This window comes from Bacillus sp. FJAT-27445 (assembly GCF_001510665.1).
In the GTDB taxonomy this organism is placed as follows: domain Bacteria; phylum Bacillota; class Bacilli; order Bacillales; family Cytobacillaceae; genus Bacillus_D.
In genome coordinates, this window is the sequence record NZ_LMTI01000011.1 from 28,522 (window position 1) to 50,533 (window position 22,012).

The following is a 22,012-nucleotide window of genomic DNA, read 5'->3' on the forward strand; positions in this document are numbered from 1 at the left end:
GGATTGATGGCAGATGTCATTGTTCGAAAGGAAAACCGAAAGAAAGTTAACGCTGCAGTCCTCTGGGCGAAATAAGGCGGCGTATGAAAACCAGTATATCGGAGAACTTGTCGACCACTATAAAACAAGGCTCTTAAAAGAAGCAAATCTTGAACTTCTCACCAGTCTTCCGCAGGGGGAAATGAAGCTTCGGATTGAGCAGCTCATCAGTACTTACATGAGCGAAGAAAAAATCATTCTCCCGAGGCATGACAAAGAGATTCTTCTAACAAGAATCATCGATGAGTCCATTGGCCTTGGACCCCTGGAACCACTCTTGAATGATCCGGCCATAACGGAAATTCTGATTAATGGCCATAATGAAATTTTCATTGAAAAAATGGGCCAGCTTCAGCAGGTGCCTGTTTCTTTTAAAGATGATAGCCATGTTCGTCATGTCATTGACAGAATCGTCGCGCCTCTCGGAAGAAGAATTGACGAAAGTTCGCCAATGGTGGACGCCCGACTGCCGGACGGAAGCCGTGTTAACGCCGTTATTCCACCAATCAGCCTGAATGGTCCGCTTGTTTCTATTAGGAAGTTCAGGAAAGAACCTTTCAAGATGGAGGATTTGCTGCAATACCAAACATTGAGTAATGAAATGGCTATTTTTCTTAACGCGATTGTAAAAGCCAAAATGAACGTCCTGATATCAGGGGGAACCGGCAGCGGAAAAACGACCATCCTTAATGTATTGGGCAACTCCATCCCTGGGCGGGAGAGGGTAATAACGATAGAGGACTCTGCGGAATTAAGACTTGAGAAACCAAATGTGGTCGGCCTCGAAGCACGCCCGGATAATATGGAAGGCAAAGGTGAAATCACAATTCGCCATCTTGTCAAGAACTCCCTTAGGATGAGGCCTGACCGGATTATCGTCGGTGAGGTCCGCGGCGCGGAAGCTTTCGATATGCTTCAGGCAATGAACACCGGCCATGAAGGGTCCATCACAACGGTTCACGCCAACACACCATTCGACGCGCTCCGAAGGGTGGAAGGGATGGTGATCATGGCGGGAATGGATTTGCCAACCCATATTGTAAGGGAATATATAGTAGGCGCACTTGACATCATTGTCCAGTCGGAACGTTTGACGGATGGTTCACGGAAGATTACCTCCATCTGTGAAATCCACCGCCAGGATGACGGAGAAATTAGTATCACGGAAATCTTTAAATTCAAGAGGACCGGCATGAAGACAAGCGGACAGGTCGATGGATACTTTACTTCAACGGGACTGACGCCTAGATGCGTGGAGCGAATCAAAATCTTTGGAATTAATCTTCCTGATGGTTTGTTTAATTCGAGGGGGTGAATGGAATGGAAATATTCATTTTAATGACCCTGTCGGTTTTAATGCTGATCTGGGGGATGTACAATTTCCTGGGCTACCGGAAGGAAAAACGGGAAATCCGCAGGCAGTTTGAAGGGATGTTCCAAAAGAAGGACAACCGGAAGAGTGCTATCTCAAAATTCGGAGACCGTTTCGATGAAACTCCATTTGCCAGGGAGTTTAAACAGAAACTAACTTATGCCAATATTCCGATTCTGCCTTCCGAATTTTTTGCCATCATGTTGTTCTTCTGGTTTGCACTTATTCTTTTAATGAACGGGTTTTTCAATGTTCCGTTTTCATTTGGGATTTTCATTTCGGCCATCGCCTGCGCGGCATCCTATTTCCTGCTGTTTCTAGTTCGCCGCAATAAATATTTTGACAGGCTGAATGGACAATTATCCGAAGTATGCAGGCTCTTGAGCAACAGCACCAGAGCGGGACTGACGATTAACCAGGGCATTGAACTCGTGGCTGCGGAAATAGCATCGCCGGCAAAAGAGGAATTTAAGGAACTGGCGCATAATCTCCGGCTTGGCGTTGAATTTGAACGCGCTCTAAAAGGACTGGAAAAAAAAGTGCCAACAAGGGAATTCAAACTATTTGTTTCCGCACTGATGATTCAGAAACGTTCCGGCGGAAACCTGACTAAGGTACTGTCAGAAATGGCCCGCACGCTTGAAGAACGTAAAATCTTGCAGCAGACCATAAAAACTGCAACTGCGGAGCAAAGGTTTGTTTCCTATATCTTGCCGGCTATGCCTATCTTTCTTTTATTCATGCTGAATAGCATAATGGACGGATTTTTGGATTTGATTTTTACCCTCCCCGGGGCAATTTTAACCGGCATCTTCCTGGTAGGGATGGTTATCTCACTCCTGTTGGTAAGAGCCGTAACAAATATAAAGGTGTAAGCAAACATGGACTCTTTTATTCTATTTTCCGTCATGCTCTTTTTGCTGTTTCTGTTATTAAGCCTTGTTAATTGGTATCAATATATAAAGGCGAAGGAAAAACTATCCAGTCATCTCAATGAAATTGTTGCTGCATCTTCCTTTATAAAACTCAAAAAGGATACATTTACAGACCGGTCAATCAAATTTCTTGCCCGTTATGCGGATGATCTTTCCTCGATTGGAGAAAGGATTAATTTCTTCAGCGAATCGGAGGAGGTCAAGGATCTGTTAATGAAAGCGGGCAATCCATATGAAATGTCTGTTGCGAGATTTCAAGGCTTTAAGATTGTCTGTATCATCCTCGGTTTTATTATTGGAGCACTGATGGTAGTCATCGGATTTCCATTGGCAAATATTGCGTTTGTTGTCCTTCCTGTGGCGGGATTTTTCCTTCCGATTTTGGTTATCCGGTCGATGGCAAGAAAAAGGCAGGAACAGCTCAGGCGCGACCTGCCCGACTTTTTAGATACAGTTAGCATAAGCCTGCAGGCGGGTTCAAGCCTTGATGGAGCACTTAAAGAGGTTTTGAAGTACTTTTCTGGTCCAATAAGAGATGAATTTACCAAGTTCATTCAGGAAATCGAATTGGGCGTTCCGAGAGAGATTGCCTATCAGCACCTCCAATCCAGGAATGACAATGAAGAGTTTCAAAGTTTTATTAAATCATTAATCCAGGCTACCAGACTGGGGGTGCCTATCGCGGCAACCTTTAAGGACCAGGCTGAAGAAATCAGGCGGATCAGCCTGGAACAGGTCAAAGAGCAGGCAGCGAAAGCATCGCCAAAGGTAACACTCATTACCTCATTTCTCATTGCCCCTTTAATCATGCTCATGATAATTGGACTTGTGGTATTAAACATGATTTATGGGGAGAACAGCCTCTTTAACTTCTTCACGGAGTCATAATCTTGAAAGGGGTGGTGCTTTGCAGGATTCTAAGTTAAGAGTCGGGGGCATTATTTTTCTAGAATTTTATAAATCTATTATTCATTAATTAGGAGGAATTTAACATGAAAGCAAAATTTAATGAAATGATGACTCGTTTTTATCTAAACGTAAAAGAAAGGATTGCGGATGAAAGAGGTGTTTCCACTATCGAATGGATTGGACTGGCGGCAGTTGTTGTTGCTTTGATGTTTACTGTTTCCAAAGCGATGGATGGCCAAGGGGCTAGCCTTGCAAGTACGATTGTGGGAAAGTTACAAAGCATGATTGGTAAAATCGGAGAATAACTATAATTTTCACCTGGGGGAGTTAGATGTTCAGACATTACAGAAAAATAGCCGTTCTTACTCTCTGTTTCGCACTGTTAACAAGCTGCCAGCAGCGAGAGGAAGCAGCCAAGAAACCGGCCAAGGAAGAACAGGTGGTAAAAGCGGAGGATAAGGGAACAACCAAACAACCAGATTCAAAAAGTAGCACGTTTGGTTCGGACACCCCAGAACTGCCCGCTAATCTTGTAGAGGCAATAGCATATCCTGCCGGGAAATTTTCCGAAAAAAAGGCGCAGGATTTTGACGATGAAACCAAGGCTGAATTAGAGGCAATTTCTAAAATAGCGGAAGATGCCAACGAAGAAGAGTTAAACAACCTTCTGAAACATCTTTATTCTTTATATAAACGAAGTTATGAAGATCCGCGTGAAGCCTTAAAAGCCCAGCAGGTTGGCACAACGCCTGGTTCCCAGGATGCCCCGGCTGAAAAGAGGGCATATAATGTTGAAATTCTTCTCGATTCCAGCGGAAGCATGGCCAATAAAATGGGCTCAAAAACCCGGATGGAGCTGGCCAAGGAAGCAATCCGGAAGTTTGCTTCTTCCCTGCCCAAAGAAGCCAATATCAGCCTCCGCGTATATGGGCATAAAGGAACAGGAGCCGAGAAGGATAAACAGCTTTCCTGCGGTTCCAATGAGCTTGTTTATAGTCCACAATCCTATAATGCTACCGAACTTGACTCGGCGTTAGAAAAATTCAAGCCGGCTGGATGGACACCTCTTGCTGAGGCGATCAAGGCTGCTCAAGATGATCTTGCTAACTTCAAAGGCAAAGAAAATAAGAATATCATTTATGTCGTTAGTGACGGAATTGAAACTTGCGGAGGGAACCCGGTTGAAGCGGCGAAAACCCTGAAGGCCTCAGGAATTGACCCTGTAGTGAATATTATTGGTTTTGATCTCAACTCAAAAGATGCGAAAGAGTTGCAAAGTATAGCAAAGGCAGCAGGCGGAGTCTACAAAAATGTTCAAGACCAAAATAGCCTCCAGAGAGAATTCCAGAAATCCGTTCAGGAATCAAAGGCTTGGATTGATTGGAAAAGCCAAGAATCTTTGAATGCGATGAATAAATCCAATCAGCAGCAAATGCACATATTCGATCTAACGAATAAATGGCAATCCAAAATTTTTGAGGAACAATACCTTGTTCAATTTTCTCTTGTTTACCTCGAAAACCAAAAGAAAATCACCAGCGAACAAAACAAAGAGGTCTTTAATAAAGCTAAGCAATTCTTTGATAAAGAACTTTCACTACTAAAAGAACTTGAAAAAACACTCCTTAATTCTAACAAGCAGGATTTAAATTCAACTTTAACTGAAATCGACACTATTTATGAGGAAAATGTCTCTCAGAAATAAAGGGCAGGGGGACTATTAGGTGAAAGGCAAAGCCGTTTTGAATGATGAAAGAGGGTCGGCGACCATTGAATTCCTTTCAATGGTCCCCCTCGTTTTACTAATCATGCTGATTTTCTGGCAGTTTCTTGTTGCGGGATATGCTGTCATTGTTACGCAGTCCGCAGCAAATGAGGCGGCAAAAGTTTATTCCGTCACAAAAGATTCGGCGGAAGCAGAAAATGCAGCAAGGAAAGTAATTGATAATGCCGGGAACAATCTGAGCTTGAGATCAGCAGCTCCATCGGGTAATAAAAAATTCACCATGACCGTTAATGTGGATATGCATTTATTATTTCTTCCCAAAAAGTGGGCAGGCTATCTGCCGCCAATTAATTTTTCAAGAACAATCAGTGGCCAGGTGATGGAATGATAAAAGCAACTCAAAACGAAAAAGGAAATACAATGCTGTTTATCTTGGGGGCAATAAGCATCATGGCCCTGATGTTCATCATCATCGGCAGTTTTGCCAATGTGTTCATTTATAAGGAAAAGGCGGCCAACAATGCGGAACAGGCCAGCATCGTCGCAAGTGCCAATATTTTTGAAAACCTTCAGCAAGCGGTTGACGACTATGACCGTTCGTTGATTGGGATAGTTGAGGACTTCCTTTCAGAATCCATCAATGAAAAAATCAGGAAGGAAACAGATCGCATGAAAAATTCCCATCCTGATTTTTCAGACCTGGAGGCCCATTATAAGGCTGTGGACCGAGTTCTGAAACGGGAGCTTGGCCGAAATCCAATTCTGGATGATTATATCAATGCAGGCCTTCGGAAAGCATCCAATGAAATCCCCTATCTCGTTCAGCAAAATATTGAAGACAATGGAGGAGAGGTTTCAAATACCAGGATTCTCCTTTTTAATAATAATGATCGTGTTGAAGTAAAGACAGCGGCAGCATTTAAAGCACTGAATTTTGATGAACTTTTTCCGGATGATAAAAGGAATATCAGGCAAAGCGGGCAGGGGCCAAAGTTTGAATTTATAAACAGCCTTTCAGGTTGGAGCAATAGGGAACTTACATTACCGTAAACGACATTTCGTTACCTAGGCCCATTAATTTTCATCCCGAGAAATGGATGTGAATGATTTGAAAAAAATGAGAAGAATTATAGTTTCCTTTTTTATCATTATGTCGATTATGTTTGTTCAATCAGGCCCCTGGCTAATAGGTGCTTTTGCATGGGGCGAATGGAATAATGGCCCCCAATGGAACGGACCTGTATGGAACAATGCTCCTCAATGGGAAAATTCAACATGGAAAACCGCTCCGCAGTGGGTGGACCCGGCTTGGAAAACAGTACCTGAATGGCAGGACCCCGCATGGCAAACAGCACCTGAATGGCAGGATCCCTCATGGAAAACCGCTCCTGAGTGGCAGAATCCAGGACAGCAAACGGGACCCCAGTGGCAGAATCCAGGACAGCAAACGGGACCCCAGTGGCAAAATCCAGGACAGCAAACAGGACCTCAGTGGCAGAATCCAGGGCAGCAAACAGGACCCCAGTGGCAGAACCCGGGCGGGAATGGGGGGCAAACCAACGGCCAGCTTCCTGGCGGTAACACCTCGGCTCCTCCTGGCGAAGCCCCAGGTGGCAACAACGGTACCACGGTTACACCAGGTGGTTCTGGGGATGAAGGCCCCCCTAAAACCTATATCGATTCACCTTGGTATAAGGCGGGAAAAGTAGTCGGGAAAAATGTAATAATGGGTTCTGTAGACGAATTTGCAAAAAATGCAAGCCCATACTTTTTAAACTGGCCAAGGGATTGGCAGAAAACTGCCGCAAATAATACCATCCATAATATGGATTGGAATAGGGTCGCTGAAAAATCGTTCCTGGCAGTTCTTGCTGCATCCATTACCGGCAAAGATGACGGGTCCAAAATCGCACTCGCCACATTGGATTCGTTTACCGCGGTTGACAATTATAAAACCGTCCAGGGTTATTTTAAGACGAAGGACGAAATTAAAACGATTTGGAACGCTTCCAAAGCTACAGGGAGTTTTTCGAATTTCAAACAGGCGTCAGCTTTAAAACAAAATATTAGTTCCGTTGGGGATGTCTATTCTCAAATAACAAAGGGACCTTCAAAGTTGACAACAGGAATTGGAGGAAAGATTGCCCCTTGGACCGCAGGAATCAGCCTTGTTATTTCAGCTGGTGAAGCTTATTCGAATTTCAAAAAGGGTGAAACTACCAAAGGAGTAGCCAACATCGGAGAAATGCTAATGTCTGGCGCAGTAATTGCATCGGCAACAGGCGTGGGAGCGCCCATTGCGGCTGGCATGGCAGTTGCCGGCGGTCTTCTGTGGGCGGGAGCAAAACTGTACCAGCACAGGCATGCGATTTCCGCTTTTGTTAAAAACCCTGTAAAGGGAATCAGGGACGGGGCAAAGGCAGTGATGGATGGTGCCAGCAGAATAGCAAAGGGAATAGGTAATATTGGAAAGACGATTGGCAGTTGGTTTTAAAGGAGATTTGAATGCTTACTTATAATACCTTGCGGGAAAATATCAATAAACTAGTTGATGAAATGGATTGCGGATGAGTTGAGTGTGCTGATTCGCAATCCAAAGGAGTATGTCGAATATTTAAGGGAGATTTCAGAATGATTACCCTTCAGAATTTGCCAGTGAATATAAAAGAAATCGCTGAACAATTTAATGCAAGAAATGAAAAAATAGATGTCCTTCCTTCAAAGTTCCACTATAAAGAGGAATTTTATTATGTTTTTGTCTACGCTCCATCGAACGAAATGTTATTTGTAAGGGAAAATGGCGAGGTTCCTGGCCATGAAGAAATGACAAGGCCGATGTTGATTGTAACCGTCTATCATAATTCCTGGACTTCTATTGTTGAAACTGTCCAGCGATGGGTTAATTCAAAAACAAAACAAAATTATTCAAGCCTTGTCCAAAACTTAAAAGCAGTTGAACGAAAATTGGGGAACAAACTTTCACGGTCTAATTTGGAGGACCTTCAAAGATTCCTAACCGCCTGCGAAAAGATAGTGGAGGATCAACTGCATATTGAAGAGTATTATAAAAAAGCAGTTGACTTGGTCGACCACGCAAACCGGACCGAGTATGTTTCGGAAACGGAGCAAAAACAGTTAAGGCAGTTCGTGGTCGAAACCTCCAGGGCCGCGGTCAGGCAAAACCAGGAGCAGCTTGATTGTGAAAGAAGCAGGAAGGCGTTGATAAGCTACCTGGAAAGCCAGCTCTTATCCAGCCCTTCTATCCTGATAGATTACATTTCGATTAAAAAGAAGGAAAAAAATATGCTGACCTCCGATTCGCCAACTGGGGAAGGGATGGCTGAACTGAGGGAGATGGTCAGGGAAGATAAGCCTATTGATGAATTAGACAACGCGGCAGAATTGATTGCGCTGATTCGCAATCCAAAGCAGGGAGGATGAATATGTATTCAGCATTAAAAAAAGCAGCTGGACTATACCGGCTGTACTTCAGCAAAGTTTTCTGGTCGATTTTGCTGTTCGCGTTGCCTATTCAAATTTTGAATACATTTTTTGTGAATTATGTATCCGCTCCGTTCCAATTATTCGGAAACCAGCTTTGGACGAGCATCATCCAGGTACTGTTTATTTTTATTGCGCTTCCTTTACTCGAAATTCCTTTTATCAGCATTTTAAAGCAGGATGCAGAAGATGATGATGTCAGCTTTGGGAAAGTACTGGATGACTTTTTTGCAAAAGCTCCCAAAATTTACGTGGCCGGTGCGCTTGCAGCCATAGCGATTGCTGCAGGACTGATTTTATTCCTGATTCCGGGAATCATTCTAGCATTTTTCCTGCTTGCTTTTACCCAGGTCCTTTTTTTAAGGGAGGGGAGGCCGTGGAGGGCAGTCAAGAGAACGATGAAATTCACCCGGGAGTCCTTTGGAAAGATTCTCGTATTGCTGCTGCTTTTTATCCTTGTGGATTTCATCCTTAGCAGCACTGTTTTCTTTTTAAGTGTTGGATTAGCAAGTTCTTTCTTTATCATTAATCTGGCTTTGCTCTTCATGAATTCATTTATTATGCCGTTATTCATTTTTTCGCTTACATATCTTTATGTGGATTGGGAAATGGAAAGGAATGAAATGCAAGTCCTTGGTAAACAATTCAGCTTTACTAATTGACCTTATTTGCACATAGGCGTGAAAAAACGCAGCAAACATCCTTATTGGTAAAGCGCGCCCGATGAGGCCCAGAATATAAAAAAATAGATAAAACAGGCTGCCAGGGGATTGCCGGGCAGCCTGTTTTATTTTTAATAATGCTGATTGTAGGTTCTCGTATTAGCTCTGTAGGCTTCAAGCAAAATGACGACGGCCGAAATCATATGCATGATCATTCCGACGATTGGAATCCAGCCAATCACCGAAGTAATCAAACCAATAATATTCCCTGCCTTGCTTTCATCTTCCCTGACCGCAAACACAATCGTGACAATATGCAGGATGGCCATCAGAAATAAAGGCGTCCAGGCTGTCGAAAGAATGATAAGACCGCCGAAGAAAGGAATTCCCAGCAGCGCCTCAAGGCCGCCGGTAACCCATTTTAAGATGGTTGAAGTTCTCACTTTTGTTTCCCCTCTTTCCATTTGTTAACTATTCTTTACGAACCAATTCTTTAAAAGATTCATATTAGCCGACTTTCTTAAGCCTTTTCCATGACAATGAATTCAACCGATCCTCTTTTGAAACGATGTGTTTCAGTAAAGCCTGATTTTTTATATAGCCAAGTCGCCCGTTGGTTAAAGGAGGCAACTGTCAGGCGCAGGGGATTTCCGGGAAGAGTTTTCTGTATGTAATCCAAAATGAACGCGAAAAACGTATATCCCAACCCTTGGCCTGTTAAGGAAGGCTTCATTCCAAGGCCGATATCAATACAAGTTCTTTCATAGACTACGTCCTGGCTATCTGTGGGCACTTGCGCCGATTCTCCTACGCAAAAGAACCCAGCCAGCGCGCCACTCAAATCCAGAACAGCATAATAAGGGTTATCCATGAATTCCATTATCCCGTCAGGCGTAGAGGAGCTGTTGTAAAAATCATAAGGTGGTTTGTACTTCCAGCTAACGATCTCGGAGGCGTAATGCTCATTCATTTTGTCTATTATCATATCCATTTTAACCCCCTGAAAAATTCAGCAGCCTTTTTTTAAATAATTTGAAACTTTTTACCATTCATTTCCGTCAAATAATGACGGGGTTTCTAACATATCCGGTATAAGTACAGGGATTTGACAGAATATAGAGAATTATTCCGTATATGTTAAACTTACTATATAGTCTTTTAAACTTCAATTATATGAAAGCGGGAGGAAAACTATGTCGCGTGATATTATGAACTTCAATATTGAGAGAATCCTGGCGAATATCGAAAAAGTCATGACTGGTAAAAGAAAGGTTGCTGAATTGAGTCTGGTCGCCCTTCTTGCCGAAGGCCATGTCTTGCTGGAGGATGTACCAGGGGTTGGAAAGACGATGATGGTCCGCGCCCTTGCGAAATCGGTCGGTGCAACCTTTAAAAGAATTCAGTTTACGCCGGACCTGTTGCCTTCGGATGTAACAGGTGTGTCTATTTATAATCCTAAAGAGATGGAATTCCAGTTCCGGCCAGGCCCAATTATGGGCAATATTATCCTCGCCGATGAAATTAACCGGACTTCTCCAAAAACGCAATCCGCCCTTCTGGAAGGGATGGAGGAAAGCAGTGTCACCATTGACGGTGTCACTCACCGCCTGGAAAAGCCATTCTTTGTTATGGCAACCCAGAATCCTATAGAATATGAAGGGACTTATCCGCTTCCCGAGGCGCAGCTGGACCGCTTCCTGCTAAAGATGAAAATGGGTTATCCGGAAATCCATGAGGAGATGGAAGTGCTGAACAGGGCACAGAAGACACCACCTATTGAAGAGCTTGAGCCCGTTGTAAGCCTTGAGGAGCTTAGGACCCTTCAAAAAGAAATTAAGAATGTGTTTGTCGAAGAAACGATAAAGCGGTATATCGTTGATATCTCGAACCGGACGAGAATTCATGAAAACGTCTACCTTGGAGCGAGTCCGCGCGGTTCAATTGGCCTGATGAAGGCAGCCCAGGCTTATGCATTCATTTGCGGACGCGATTTTGTCCTTCCTGATGATATTCAGTTTCTGGCTCCGTATGTCCTATCTCATAGGATTATCATGAAATCAGAGGCGAAATTCGAAGGAATCACAGCTGAGGAAATCATCAACCGGATTGTTGCCAGGGTACCGGTCCCTGTCCAAAGGCTTGTGAATAAATGAAAGAACGATTTCGGGCAATTAAACATACATGGAAGCTGCTAATCCTCCTAGCCCTTGTCATTCTAGCGTTCTGCTATGCCATGTTCCAGGGCGGATTTGTCAGCTGGTTTTTGTTTTACAGCTTTCTTCCTTTTGCAGCCTACTCGCTCGCGGTTGCTTTTTATTCAGTCCAGGACGGGATTGAAGTAGAACGGCAATTGCCTAAACAAGAATTCGTTGCAGGTGAGCCGTTGAAGGTTCATACGATTATGAAAAGGGAAAGGGCATTCCCGTTATTTTATTTGCTTGCAGAAGAAAAGCTTAGCGACTCTCTTATGAATGCCGTTCCTATGGAAAAAACGAAAGCGCTTCTTTTTCCCGGTTTTTCAAAAGAAGTTACTTTTGACTATACGATAGATGAATTGCCTCGTGGAGAGCATACATTTCACACAATCAAACTCAAGACCGGAGATTTGCTGGGCTTGATTGAAAAAGAAAAAGGCACTGATTCGGAAAATAAAATCCTTGTCTACCCAGCATATACGGAAATGCTGTACCGCCCCTTCGAAAACCACTATGACCAAGGGGCAGCCGCATCCAGGGAGAGGGTACAGAGGGATACCACTATGGCCACCGGAGTAAGGGATTACCAGCCGGGCGACCGCTTTTCCTGGATTAACTGGAAGGCCTCCGCCAAGCGGAACGAGATTATGACGAAGGAATTTGAACAAAGGCAATCGCATGATGTGCTTATTGTAATGGATTGTTCCCCAGAACGCCGTTTTGAAGCAATCGTTTCCTTTACAGCGTCAATTGCCAGGGCAATTTTGAAAAAGGGGGCCCAGGCTGGGCTGCTTACTGTCAGCAAGGAAAGGGCATCGTTCCCTATCAGGGGCGGTGAAGCCCAGCTTCAGCAAATTTTTTACCATTTGGCGAAAATACAGCCCGCCTGTACCGTGACAATCGATACAGTACTTGAGGCGGAGACTTTTTACACCGGCCAAAATATGACAACTTTGATTGTGACTTCTAATCTAACCAGGGCGTTGATTGAAAAAGCAGGCAATCTTGGCCATAAAAAGGGGATGGTCACGGTGTTTTTAATTAAAAATGAAAAAGAGTCCCCTACAAATGAGGAACTGGCTTTAAAAGCGATGGGAATTGCCCGGGGCGTCAGGGTTATCCTCGTACATGAAAATCAGTTTGACTCGGCATTTTCGGAGGTGAGCCTGCGGTGAATGCGAATAAGGGCAACCTGGATTTAGGCTCTTTGCTTTTTTATGGGCTCGGCTTCCTGCTCATTTGGGAATGGCTCAGGCCGTTAGAGGAACTAACCGATACAAATAACATGGAAGTTTTTATTATTTTCCTCGTTATCGCGTTTGCGTCGTCCTTTTTCCAGCTTGGAAGGATGCTGCAATTTTTTATCAAAAGCTTCTATATCCTTTATGCCATTTACAGATTTTATTTTGATGGGGGATTTTTCAGAGCGGGCTGGGTTGGAGATTTTCTTAACGATATAACCATGAACATCGGACTCTTGATCAGCCGTGATTTCCAACAGCTATCCAATGTCTTTAGGACTATTCTATTCTTTGTATTATTATGGCTCATGGTTTACCTTGTTCACTACTGGCTGTTGAACAGGCGCCGGATTTTTGTTTTCTTCCTGATGACGATCATCTATATCACAGTCCTGGATACGTTCACGGGCTATAAAGGAAATGGGGCAATCGTTAGAACGGTTATTGCTGGCTTTACAGTTATGGGAATGCTTACATATTTTCGGCTGCTTGGCGGTGGCGGCCTAAGCGAAGGGAAAAAGCATATCCGCAAATGGATCGCTGCGCTTGCAGGGATGATTGCCCTTAGCACCGCGGTGGGTTTTGCGGCGCCGAAAGCTGCTCCTGTCTGGCCGGATCCTGTACCGTTTCTAAAATCACTCAACGAAAATGCCGGCAGTGGGACTGGCGGTGTTTCAAGAATAGGCTACGGTACGAACGATGCCAGGCTTGGAGGGCCATTTTTGCCTGATAACACGATTGTCTTTCGTGCGGATAGCGAAAGCCGCCATTACTGGCGGGTGGAAACGAAGGATGTTTATACAGGAAAGGGATGGATCCTTTCGGAGATTATTAATGGCGGCAGTGGTTTTAGCCAGGACGACCCTGTTCCTCTGCCCGGATATCCTGAAAGCGTTAAAAGAAAAGAAAAAGCCGCAAAGGTATTTATGTATTTGAAATATCCACATATTGTGTATCCTCAAGGCGTCAAAAAAATTATTGCAAGGTCCCAGGTAAGCTTCCGCATCAATGATATAACGGAAAAGATCCAGGCTATGGAGCCATGGAACGAGCCCGCCCGACTTGATGATTATAGCTTTATCTTTGAAGAACCTGCCTATAAATTCGATGAGTTAAGATGGGCTGATGGGAGCGATAATAGCGGTGCGGACGAAGAGTTTATTAAACGGTACACTCAACTCCCTGAAAACCTGCCTGAAAGGGTAAGGACGCTCGCGGCGGATATTGCCAGTGACAAAACGAATTGGTATGACAAGGCCAAGGCTGTTGAGAACTATTTTGACGGCAGCGGATTTACCTACGACCAAAAGAATGTAGCCGTACCTGGTAATCAGGAGGATTATGTCGACCAGTTCCTATTTGATACGAAAACGGGTTACTGTGATAACTTTTCGACTTCAATGACGGTAATGCTTAGAAGCCTGGGGATTCCCGCTCGTTGGGTAAAGGGATATACACATGGCGAACTAAAGACGTTTGGCGAGGGCGATGACGAGAAAAGGCTTTATGAAGTCACCAACAACAACGCCCATTCATGGGTCGAGGTATATTTTCCGAACCTTGGCTGGATTCCATTCGAGCCGACTAAAGGATTCACCAATAATATACAAATTGATTATGAAACAACTAGTGATCCTCAACGGAATAATAATCCCGCGGTTCCATCCAAAGATAATGGTAACAAGCAAAATCCACTGGACCGCCTGGAAGAGAAAGACCCTGTCAACCAGGCAAAAGCGGAAAAAAGTGTTTTGGACGAGATGAAGCTGTTTTTCAAAAAGGAATGGAAAAAACTTGCCGCAGGAGCAGCAGCTCTTTTGGCGGCGGTATGGTTTACCTACAGCTATAGGGGTAAATGGCTTCCGTTCTACCTGATTTACAGATATAAGCTTACCCGGAAGGATGAGCAATTCAGTAAGGCGTATCTCATCCTCCTTAAGCAGCTTGGAAGGTATGGGATCCCAATGCAGGACGGACAGACACTCAGGAATTACGCTGGCTATGTTGACAGCTTCTTCTCGACAAAGGAAATGGGAAAGCTTACCTCGAGATATGAGCAGTATTTGTATAGAAGGGAAATGCCGGAAGGAACGTGGAAAGAAACGAAACAATTGTGGGAAAATTTAATTAAAAAGACAATCTCTTGACCAGAAATTTGCGTACAGATAAAATGGTTAAATAATAATATAACTGAATCTGTACTTACCCTTCATATATCCTCGATGATAAGGATCGAAAGTCTCTACCGGGCCACCGTAAATGGCCTGACTATGAAGGCAGCAATTTCGGGATTAATTTTGCCTAAAAATCGGAATTCTGCCTTCTTTTTTACGGAAAAGGGGGCAATTCCGGTTTTTTTTATTGCGAAAAAGCTTTATGTGTATACTAATAAAAGAGAAAGAGGTGGAGAACTTGACTGGAAAAACAGAGCTTCATAACCAGGAAATGATTATTGTTCTCGATTTCGGGAGCCAGTACAACCAATTGATTACAAGAAGGATCAGGGAATTTGGCGTGTACAGTGAACTGCATCCGCACACAATTACCGCTGAAGAAATTAAAGCAATCAATCCAAAGGGGATTATTTTCTCCGGAGGCCCTAACAGTGTGTATGATGAAAATTCCTTCCGCTGTGACGAAAGGATTTTTGAACTTGGATTGCCGGTTCTCGGGATTTGCTACGGAATGCAATTGATGGCCGCACATTTCGGCGGCAAGGTTGAAAAGGCAAAGAACCGCGAGTACGGCAAGGCCGCAATTTCAGTTGGCAATGAGTCTGCTTTGTTCAAAGGGCTTCCTGAAAGCCAAGTAGTCTGGATGAGCCATGGCGACCTTGTGACAGCTGTGCCTCCGGGCTTTACGGCAGATGCCGACAGTCCGTCCTGCCCAATTTCTTCAATGAGCGATGAGGGCCGAAAGCTTTATGCCGTCCAGTTCCATCCGGAAGTGCGCCACTCTGTGCACGGAATTGAATTGCTCAAGAATTTTGTCTTGGGCGTATGTGGATGCAGGGGAGACTGGTCAATGGAAAATTTCATTGAAATAGAGATGGGAAAAATCCGCCAGACAGTCGGCAATAAGAGAGTCCTATGTGCACTTAGCGGCGGAGTTGATTCTTCGGTTGTCGCCGTTTTGATCCATAAAGCAATAGGTGACCAGCTGACCTGTATTTTTGTTGACCATGGCCTATTGAGAAAAGGCGAGGCAGACCAGGTCATGAAAACTTTTGCCGATGGCTTCCATATGAACGTAATCAAAGTGGATGCGCGGGAAAGGTTCATGGAGAAGCTCAGCGGCGTTTCAGACCCAGAACAAAAGCGGAAAATCATTGGAAACGAGTTTATTTATGTATTTGATGATGAGGCGCACAAACTGGAAGGGATTGAATTCCTTGCACAAGGCACTCTCTATACAGATATCATTGAAAGCGGAACAGCAACAGCCCAAACGATTAAATCCCACCACAACGTTGGCGGCCTTCCTGAGGATATGCAGTTTACGCTAATCGAGCCTTTGAACACCCTCTTTAAAGATGAGGTCCGCGCTTTGGGGACTGAACTTGGCATTCCAGACGAAATCGTCTGGAGGCAGCCATTCCCTGGTCCGGGGCTTGGTATCCGGGTGCTAGGTGAAATTACAGAGGACAAGCTTGAAATTGTCCGTGAATCTGATGCGATTTTGCGTGAGGAAGTTCTGAATGCAGGGCTCGAGCGTGAAATCTGGCAGTACTTCACTGTTTTACCGGATATCCGTAGTGTCGGGGTTATGGGAGATACAAGGACATACGATTACACGATCGGCATCCGGGCTGTTACCTCTATTGATGGCATGACATCGGATTGGGCCCGTATCCCATGGGATGTACTTGAAACCATCTCAACAAGGATTGTAAATGAGGTTCCGCATGTGAACCGCGTCGTGTATGACATTACATCCAAACCGCCTGCAACAATTGAATGGGAATAACGAACGATAATAATAAAAAATTGTTAAACGTTCGCATTTTTTATTGACGTTGGCATTTGCAGCTGTTAAAATGACAAGGTACTTATTATTAATATTTTGCTTCGTATAATACTGGGGATATGGCCCAGAAGTTTCTACCAAGCTGCCGTAAATGGCTTGACTACGAGGTGTGCAAGAATAAAGGGAGCTATCTGCCCGTTTATTTATGCATGCTTCCTGTCAACGCCCCGGCAACTTCTGCCGGGGCGTTTTGTATTCCCGGATTCAGAGAGAGAGCTTTAGAAAAGCCAACCATTTATCTAGGGGGATTTATATGAAAAAGTATTTTATGTTCGAGGAATTGGGAACAAATTACCGACGCGAGATTATCGGCGGTCTGACAACGTTCCTGGCCATGGCTTACATCCTTGTAGTCAACCCGCTGATATTAACACTCGAAAATGTGGATGGGCTTCCTGATGAAGTCCGAATGAACCATGGAGCGGTATTTGTTGCTACTGCGCTTGCTGCGGCCGTTGGTTCGATCATCATGGGGTTAGTCGGTAAATACCCGATTGCGCTTGCGCCAGGAATGGGCTTGAATGCATTTTTTGCCTATTCAGTCGTTCTTGGACACGGAGCTCCATGGCAGCATGCTCTTGCAGCTGTATTTATTTCAAGTGTATTTTTCCTAATGCTGACCATTTCAGGATGGCGTGAAAAACTCATCAATGCCATCCCGGTTGAACTCAAATATGCGGTTGGCGCAGGTATCGGATTGTTCATCACCTTTGTTGGTTTAATAAATGCAAAAATCATTGTTAAAAATGATGCAACACTCGTTGGCCTTGGCCACTTGGGGAATCCCGAAACACTTTTGGCAATCTTTGGACTGTTGATTACCGTTATTATGATGACGAGGGGCATCAGGGGGGCGGTCTTTTATGGAATGATCGTTACCGTTATTGTAGGCATTGCCTTTAATCTTATCGATCCTCCTGCGAAAATTGTCGAAAGGGTTCCGAGCCTTGAGCCGACATTCGGGGCTTTGTTCACTTCCTTTAATGATAGTTCGTTTTATACAGCCGCAATGCTCGGTATAATTCTGACTTTCCTTTTCGTGGATTTCTTTGATAACGCGGGTACGCTTGTGGCTGTCGCCAACCAGGCAGGCCTGATGAAAGATAACAAACTTCCCCGTGCTGGCCGTGCTCTGTTTGCCGATTCGATTGCTTCAATGGTTGGGTCCGTTTTTGGCACATCCACGACAACGTCCTACATTGAATCGAGTGCCGGGGTTGCATCTGGTGCCCGATCTGGATTTGCCGCGCTGATCACCGCGCTGTGCTTTATCCTGGCGCTCTTCTTTTATCCGCTGCTGTCCATCGTAACAGCGCCGGTAACAGCGCCAGCATTGATCATTGTAGGCGTCCTGATGGTTTCGTCCATTGGGAAAATTGATTGGAAACGGTTTGAAATTGCTGTACCTTCCTTCCTGACGATCATTGCGATGCCTCTTTCATACAGCATTGCAACCGGGATCGCGGCAGGATTCATCTTCTATCCGATTACAATGCTTGTGGCGGGCAAAAGAAAAGATATTCACCCAATTATGTATATTTTCTTTATCATCTTCCTGCTTTATTTTATCTTCTTAACCAATTAATGATTGTGGACCAGCTTTTTGGGCTGGTTCTTTTTTTTATTTCTGAACAACCCTTGATAAAGGCCAAATCTAGTTAGTTGACGGAAACTTGCCCCTCTTATAGGATGAAAATACTATGCAAAAAAGCGGGGAGTATCTATGTCAACATTGGCCATCCAAAAAATATTGAATAACAATGTCCTGATTGCGGAACACCCGGAATATGGAGAAGTCGTCCTGATCGGCAAAGGAATCGCCTTTAGCCGTAAACAGAATGACCGCCTCGATCCCTCAGCCGCAGAAAAAGTCTTTGTCCTTAAGGATGAGAAAGAACAGAGGAATTATATAAAGCTTCTCCCATTCTTGGAAGAGGATTTGCAGCGGCTAATTATTTCTGCAATTGAACTGATTAAAAGAGAAGCCGGCTGTTCTTTGAACGAACATATCCATGTTGCCCTTACAGACCACTTAATGTTCACGGTTAGCCGGGTTGCAAATGGAATGGAAATCCGAAATCCATTTTTAATAGAAACGAAAACCCTTTATCCCCTGGAATATAAGATTGCCAAAGCTGTTCTTCAATTGTTTGAAGAGAATGCGGGGATTAATCTGCCGGAAGGGGAAGCAGGCTTCATCGCCCTTCACATTCATAGTGCTATGACAAACAGGGAACTTTCAGAGGTGAACCAGTACTCTCAACTTGTGACAACTTTGGTAAAATTGATTGAAGAGCAACTCGTGATAACGATCGATAAAGACAGCGTTGAATACATGAGGCTCGTACGCCACTTGCGCTTTGCCATCGAACGTGTCAAATCTGGTGAAAAGGTTGAGGAACCTGAAGCAATAACTGTACTATTGAAAAAGGAATACCCTGAATGCTATAATTTGTCCTGGAAGCTCATTAAAATAATGCAGCAAACATTAAAATCGCCGGTATATGATGCTGAGGCAGTCTATCTGACAATGCATTTGCAGCGGCTTCAAAAGAAAACAAAATAGCAATCATTTTCTTGCGTGTTACTGATTCGATCAGGCATGAGCACAGAAATTGAATTGAATGGAAAAAAGAGAGTAAAACCTTCTCTCGTACGGGTTTAGTATTCCGTATTCTGTTCGGTTCTTTTCTATGTTCATGCCTTTTTTATTTGCTATTTAGTTTGCGGTTATTTTAATGGCCAATAAACATTTAGGAGGCTATACAATGTTTAAGAAAATATTTGGCATTTTGCAAAAGGTTGGTAAAGCCCTTATGCTTCCGGTAGCCCTTCTGCCGGCAGCCGGTTTACTGCTGGGGATAGGGAATGCGCTGCAGCAGGAATCGACGCTTCAATACTTGCCATTCCTTGATATGCAGTGGCTGCAGCTGGTTGCGAGTGTAATGGAGGACGCTGGGGGAATTATTTTTGGCAACCTTGCTCTGATATTTGCTGCCGGAGTTGCAATCGGGCTTGCCGCTGACGGAGCGGCTGCACTTGCGGCTATTGTTGGTTATTTAGTTTTGAATCAGGTGATGAGTTCGTGGCTTGGCGTTACATCGGACATGATCGCCGAGGATCCAAGTTTTGCGAGTGTGTTGGGGATCCCTACTCTGCAAACCGGTGTATTCGGGGGGATTATTGTAGGTCTCATTGCCGCGTATTGTTACAATCGCTATCATGATATTGAGATGCCTTCGTTTCTTGGGTTTTTCGCAGGAAAGCGGTTCGTACCTATTGTTACAGCGGCTGCTTCTTTAGTGGCAGGCCTTCTGCTTCTGGTCATCTGGCCTCCGGTACAGCATGCAATGAACAGCGCCTCCCTCTGGCTCATGGGGAGCGGCACCTATATTGCCGCTTTCTTCTTTGGATTTATTAAACGTTTGCTCATACCTTTCGGGCTTCATCATATTTTCCATGCGCCATTCTGGTATGAATTTGGTTCCTATACGACAGCTTCCGGCCAAGTCGTCCGCGGGGATATGACGATCTTCTTTTCTCAGTTGAAGGACGGGGTGAAAATTACTGCCGGCAACTTTATGGCGGGAGAATTCCCGATTATGATGTTTGGTTTGCCAGCCGCGGCTTTAGCCATGTACCATACAGCTCGTACGGAAAAGAAAAAAATAGTTGCCGGATTGCTTGGGTCGGCTGCTTTAACCTCCTTTTTAACAGGTATTACAGAGCCAATTGAATTTTTGTTTATGTTTGTATCACCAATCCTGTTTGTTATCCATGCTTTGCTTGATGGACTTTCTTTCGTATTAATGGCAGCGCTGGATGTGAATTTGGGGTATACCTTCTCGGGCGGAGCGATTGATTTCTTCTTATTCGGTGTCCTGCCGGGGAGAGAACCTTGGTGGATTACAATCTTATTAGGGCTTGGGTTTGCCGTTGTTTATTACTTTGTATTCCGTTTTGCAATCATTAAGTTCAATTTGAAAACGCCGGGCCGTGAACTGGTAGAGGGTGAAGGGGAAACACCGGAGAAAGAACAAGGAAAATCGGGGGACCTTCCATACAATATTCTTGAAGCAATGGGAGGAAAAGAAAATATTGCCCATCTGGATGCGTGCATTACAAGACTTCGTGTTTCAGTCAAAGACATAGGGAATGTTGATAAAAAGAAGCTGAAAGAACTTGGTGCGGCGGGAGTCATGGAAGTCGGAAATAACATTCAAGCCATTTTTGGGCCGCGCTCGGAAACGATCAAAGGACAAATGAAGGATATTATGAATGGAAAAAGACCAAGACCTGTTGATGCAGGGCAATCCGCAGAAATTCTCAAGCAAATTGAAGAAGTAAATGGTGCTGATGTCGGACTGAATTTTGAAATTGTTTCACCTTTAAAAGGTGAAATTAAATCAATTACTGAAGTGCCGGATCAGGTTTTTGCAGGAAAAATGATGGGAGATGGCTTTGCGATTGAGCCTTCTGAAGGACTTGTTGTTTCTCCAGCTGACGGAAAAATCATTAATCTGTTCCCTACTAAACACGCGATAGGGATATTATCGAATACCGGCAAGGAAATCTTAATTCACGTAGGAATTGATACAGTAAACCTTAAGGGCGAAGGTTTTGAAACGCTTGTTAGCGAGAATGAAATGGTCAAAAAAGGCCAACCGCTGTTAAAGTTTAATCTCGACTTTATTAAAAAGAATGCTTCATCTACAATTACGCCAATTGTATTTACAAATCTTCATGGCGGCGAACGCATTCAAATTAAGAAATTTGGAACTGTTGATAAAGGCGAAGAAGGAATCATTGATATAAAGTAGATGATAAATGAAAAGAACCGGGCTAATCTAATCTGTACCCGGTTCTTTTTTAAGGAGATAAGAACGGATTAATATTGTCTAGCATAACAAGGGACGGTTGCGGCGGCACCAAGGAAAAGGGTGATTCTTTTTCAACGAGAGCCCAGAGCCTTGGGAACTTTAGTCCCCTTGCTGCAATGAGAAAGATCAATTCGCTTGCCTTATTATTATTATTCAACTGGGAAAAACTCGATATATAATAGAAGAAGGTTAACAGCATACAGGAAATAAGCTTAGGTAAAAATTGGTAACATAGAGTTTGTTGACGGTAACAAGAAGCAGTGATATTATAATAGACACCCATTCGGGAGCTGCTTTCATACCAAGTTTTTTAAAAAATAACTGGTTGACAGCTAAGTAACTGGGTGCTATAGTTAGAAAGTTGCCTCGCCAACCGAGTTTTTTACTCAGTAATATAGAGAAAAAAACTTATTGACAGAGCAGGCGACAAAATGTTATACTAGAATAGTTGTACTGAATAATTTGTTCCTTGAAAACTAAACAAACAAGCGTCAACAAACAATATTATAGTGATCTTCGGATCACT

19 protein-coding genes and 2 riboswitches are annotated in these 22,012 nt (G+C 43.9%); of the genes, 17 read left to right on the forward strand and 2 right to left on the reverse strand.

Annotation, left to right across the window (positions count from 1 at the left end):
- Positions 1-13 precede the first annotated feature (13 nt).
- The 10 genes from AR337_RS22245 to AR337_RS22295 all read left to right on the forward strand — a co-directional run bounded on the left by AR337_RS22245 (position 14) and on the right by AR337_RS22295 (position 9,144).
- Positions 14-1,354 (forward strand): CpaF family protein, encoded by a 1,341-nt coding sequence (locus AR337_RS22245; protein ID WP_059174251.1) that lies wholly within the window; start codon positions 14-16, stop codon positions 1,352-1,354.
- Between the two features lie 5 nt (positions 1,355-1,359).
- Positions 1,360-2,286: a type II secretion system F family protein gene (locus AR337_RS22250; RefSeq protein ID WP_059174252.1), complete on the forward strand. Its 927-nt coding sequence runs from the start codon at positions 1,360-1,362 to the stop codon at positions 2,284-2,286.
- A 6-nt stretch (positions 2,287-2,292) separates the two neighbouring features.
- Positions 2,293-3,234 carry a type II secretion system F family protein gene (locus AR337_RS22255; RefSeq protein WP_059174253.1) on the forward strand — a complete coding sequence of 314 codons (942 nt, stop codon included), beginning with the start codon at positions 2,293-2,295 and terminating at the stop codon, positions 3,232-3,234.
- Between the two features lie 104 nt (positions 3,235-3,338).
- Positions 3,339-3,560, forward strand: a complete 222-nt coding sequence (locus AR337_RS22260) for a hypothetical protein (RefSeq protein ID WP_059174254.1) — start codon at positions 3,339-3,341, stop codon at positions 3,558-3,560.
- Positions 3,561-3,586: 26 nt separating this feature from the next.
- Complete coding sequence (locus tag AR337_RS22265; protein WP_059174255.1) at positions 3,587-4,960, forward strand: VWA domain-containing protein; 1,374 nt, start codon at positions 3,587-3,589, stop codon at positions 4,958-4,960.
- 19 nt (positions 4,961-4,979) lie between these two features.
- Positions 4,980-5,369 carry a TadE family protein gene (locus AR337_RS22270; protein WP_253702091.1) on the forward strand — a complete coding sequence of 130 codons (390 nt, stop codon included), beginning with the start codon at positions 4,980-4,982 and terminating at the stop codon, positions 5,367-5,369.
- On the forward strand, positions 5,366-6,031 hold the full coding sequence (locus tag AR337_RS22275) for a hypothetical protein (protein WP_059174256.1): 666 nt from the start codon (positions 5,366-5,368) through the stop codon (positions 6,029-6,031). Before AR337_RS22270 ends, AR337_RS22275 begins: the two co-directional genes overlap by 4 nt.
- 67 nt (positions 6,032-6,098) lie before the next feature.
- Positions 6,099-7,475 carry a hypothetical protein gene (locus AR337_RS23405; RefSeq protein ID WP_156424501.1) on the forward strand — a complete coding sequence of 459 codons (1,377 nt, stop codon included), beginning with the start codon at positions 6,099-6,101 and terminating at the stop codon, positions 7,473-7,475.
- 137 nt (positions 7,476-7,612) lie between these two features.
- Positions 7,613-8,422 (forward strand): hypothetical protein, encoded by an 810-nt coding sequence (locus tag AR337_RS22290; protein ID WP_059174259.1) that lies wholly within the window; start codon positions 7,613-7,615, stop codon positions 8,420-8,422.
- A 2-nt stretch (positions 8,423-8,424) separates the two neighbouring features.
- Positions 8,425-9,144 (forward strand): hypothetical protein, encoded by a 720-nt coding sequence (locus AR337_RS22295; RefSeq protein WP_059174260.1) that lies wholly within the window; start codon positions 8,425-8,427, stop codon positions 9,142-9,144.
- Positions 9,145-9,275: 131 nt separating this feature from the next.
- Here AR337_RS22295 and AR337_RS22300 read toward each other — a convergent pair whose 3' ends face one another.
- Positions 9,276-9,587 carry a hypothetical protein gene (locus tag AR337_RS22300; protein ID WP_172797591.1) on the reverse strand — a complete coding sequence of 104 codons (312 nt, stop codon included), beginning with the start codon at positions 9,585-9,587 and terminating at the stop codon, positions 9,276-9,278.
- 77 nt (positions 9,588-9,664) lie between these two features.
- Positions 9,665-10,135 carry a GNAT family N-acetyltransferase gene (locus AR337_RS22305; protein WP_059174262.1) on the reverse strand — a complete coding sequence of 157 codons (471 nt, stop codon included), beginning with the start codon at positions 10,133-10,135 and terminating at the stop codon, positions 9,665-9,667.
- Positions 10,136-10,337: 202 nt separating this feature from the next.
- Here AR337_RS22305 and AR337_RS22310 point away from each other — a divergent pair, with 202 nt between their 5' ends.
- The 7 genes from AR337_RS22310 (at position 10,338) to ptsG (ending at position 21,426) form a co-directional block, all read left to right on the forward strand.
- Positions 10,338-11,297, forward strand: a complete 960-nt coding sequence (locus AR337_RS22310; RefSeq protein WP_059174263.1) for a MoxR family ATPase — start codon at positions 10,338-10,340, stop codon at positions 11,295-11,297.
- Complete coding sequence (locus AR337_RS22315; protein WP_059174264.1) at positions 11,294-12,514, forward strand: DUF58 domain-containing protein; 1,221 nt, start codon at positions 11,294-11,296, stop codon at positions 12,512-12,514. The genes AR337_RS22310 and AR337_RS22315 overlap by 4 nt, the downstream gene beginning before the upstream one ends.
- Complete coding sequence (locus AR337_RS22320) at positions 12,511-14,727, forward strand: transglutaminaseTgpA domain-containing protein (protein ID WP_059174265.1); 2,217 nt, start codon at positions 12,511-12,513, stop codon at positions 14,725-14,727. Before AR337_RS22315 ends, AR337_RS22320 begins: the two co-directional genes overlap by 4 nt.
- Before the next feature lie 42 nt (positions 14,728-14,769).
- Positions 14,770-14,871: riboswitch (purine riboswitch) on the forward strand.
- 85 nt (positions 14,872-14,956) lie between these two features.
- The gene (guaA, locus tag AR337_RS22325) at positions 14,957-16,546 is read left to right on the forward strand and encodes a glutamine-hydrolyzing GMP synthase (RefSeq protein ID WP_172797592.1); all 1,590 of its coding nucleotides are present in this window, start codon (positions 14,957-14,959) and stop codon (positions 16,544-16,546) included.
- Between the two features lie 81 nt (positions 16,547-16,627).
- Positions 16,628-16,729: riboswitch (purine riboswitch) on the forward strand.
- A gap of 130 nt (positions 16,730-16,859) precedes the next feature.
- The gene (locus AR337_RS22330) at positions 16,860-18,191 is read left to right on the forward strand and encodes an NCS2 family permease (RefSeq protein WP_059174267.1); all 1,332 of its coding nucleotides are present in this window, start codon (positions 16,860-16,862) and stop codon (positions 18,189-18,191) included.
- Positions 18,192-18,329: 138 nt separating this feature from the next.
- Positions 18,330-19,172, forward strand: a complete 843-nt coding sequence (locus tag AR337_RS22335) for a transcription antiterminator (protein ID WP_059174268.1) — start codon at positions 18,330-18,332, stop codon at positions 19,170-19,172.
- Positions 19,173-19,374: 202 nt separating this feature from the next.
- Complete coding sequence (ptsG, locus tag AR337_RS22340; protein WP_059174269.1) at positions 19,375-21,426, forward strand: glucose-specific PTS transporter subunit IIBC; 2,052 nt, start codon at positions 19,375-19,377, stop codon at positions 21,424-21,426.
- Positions 21,427-22,012 lie beyond the last annotated feature (586 nt).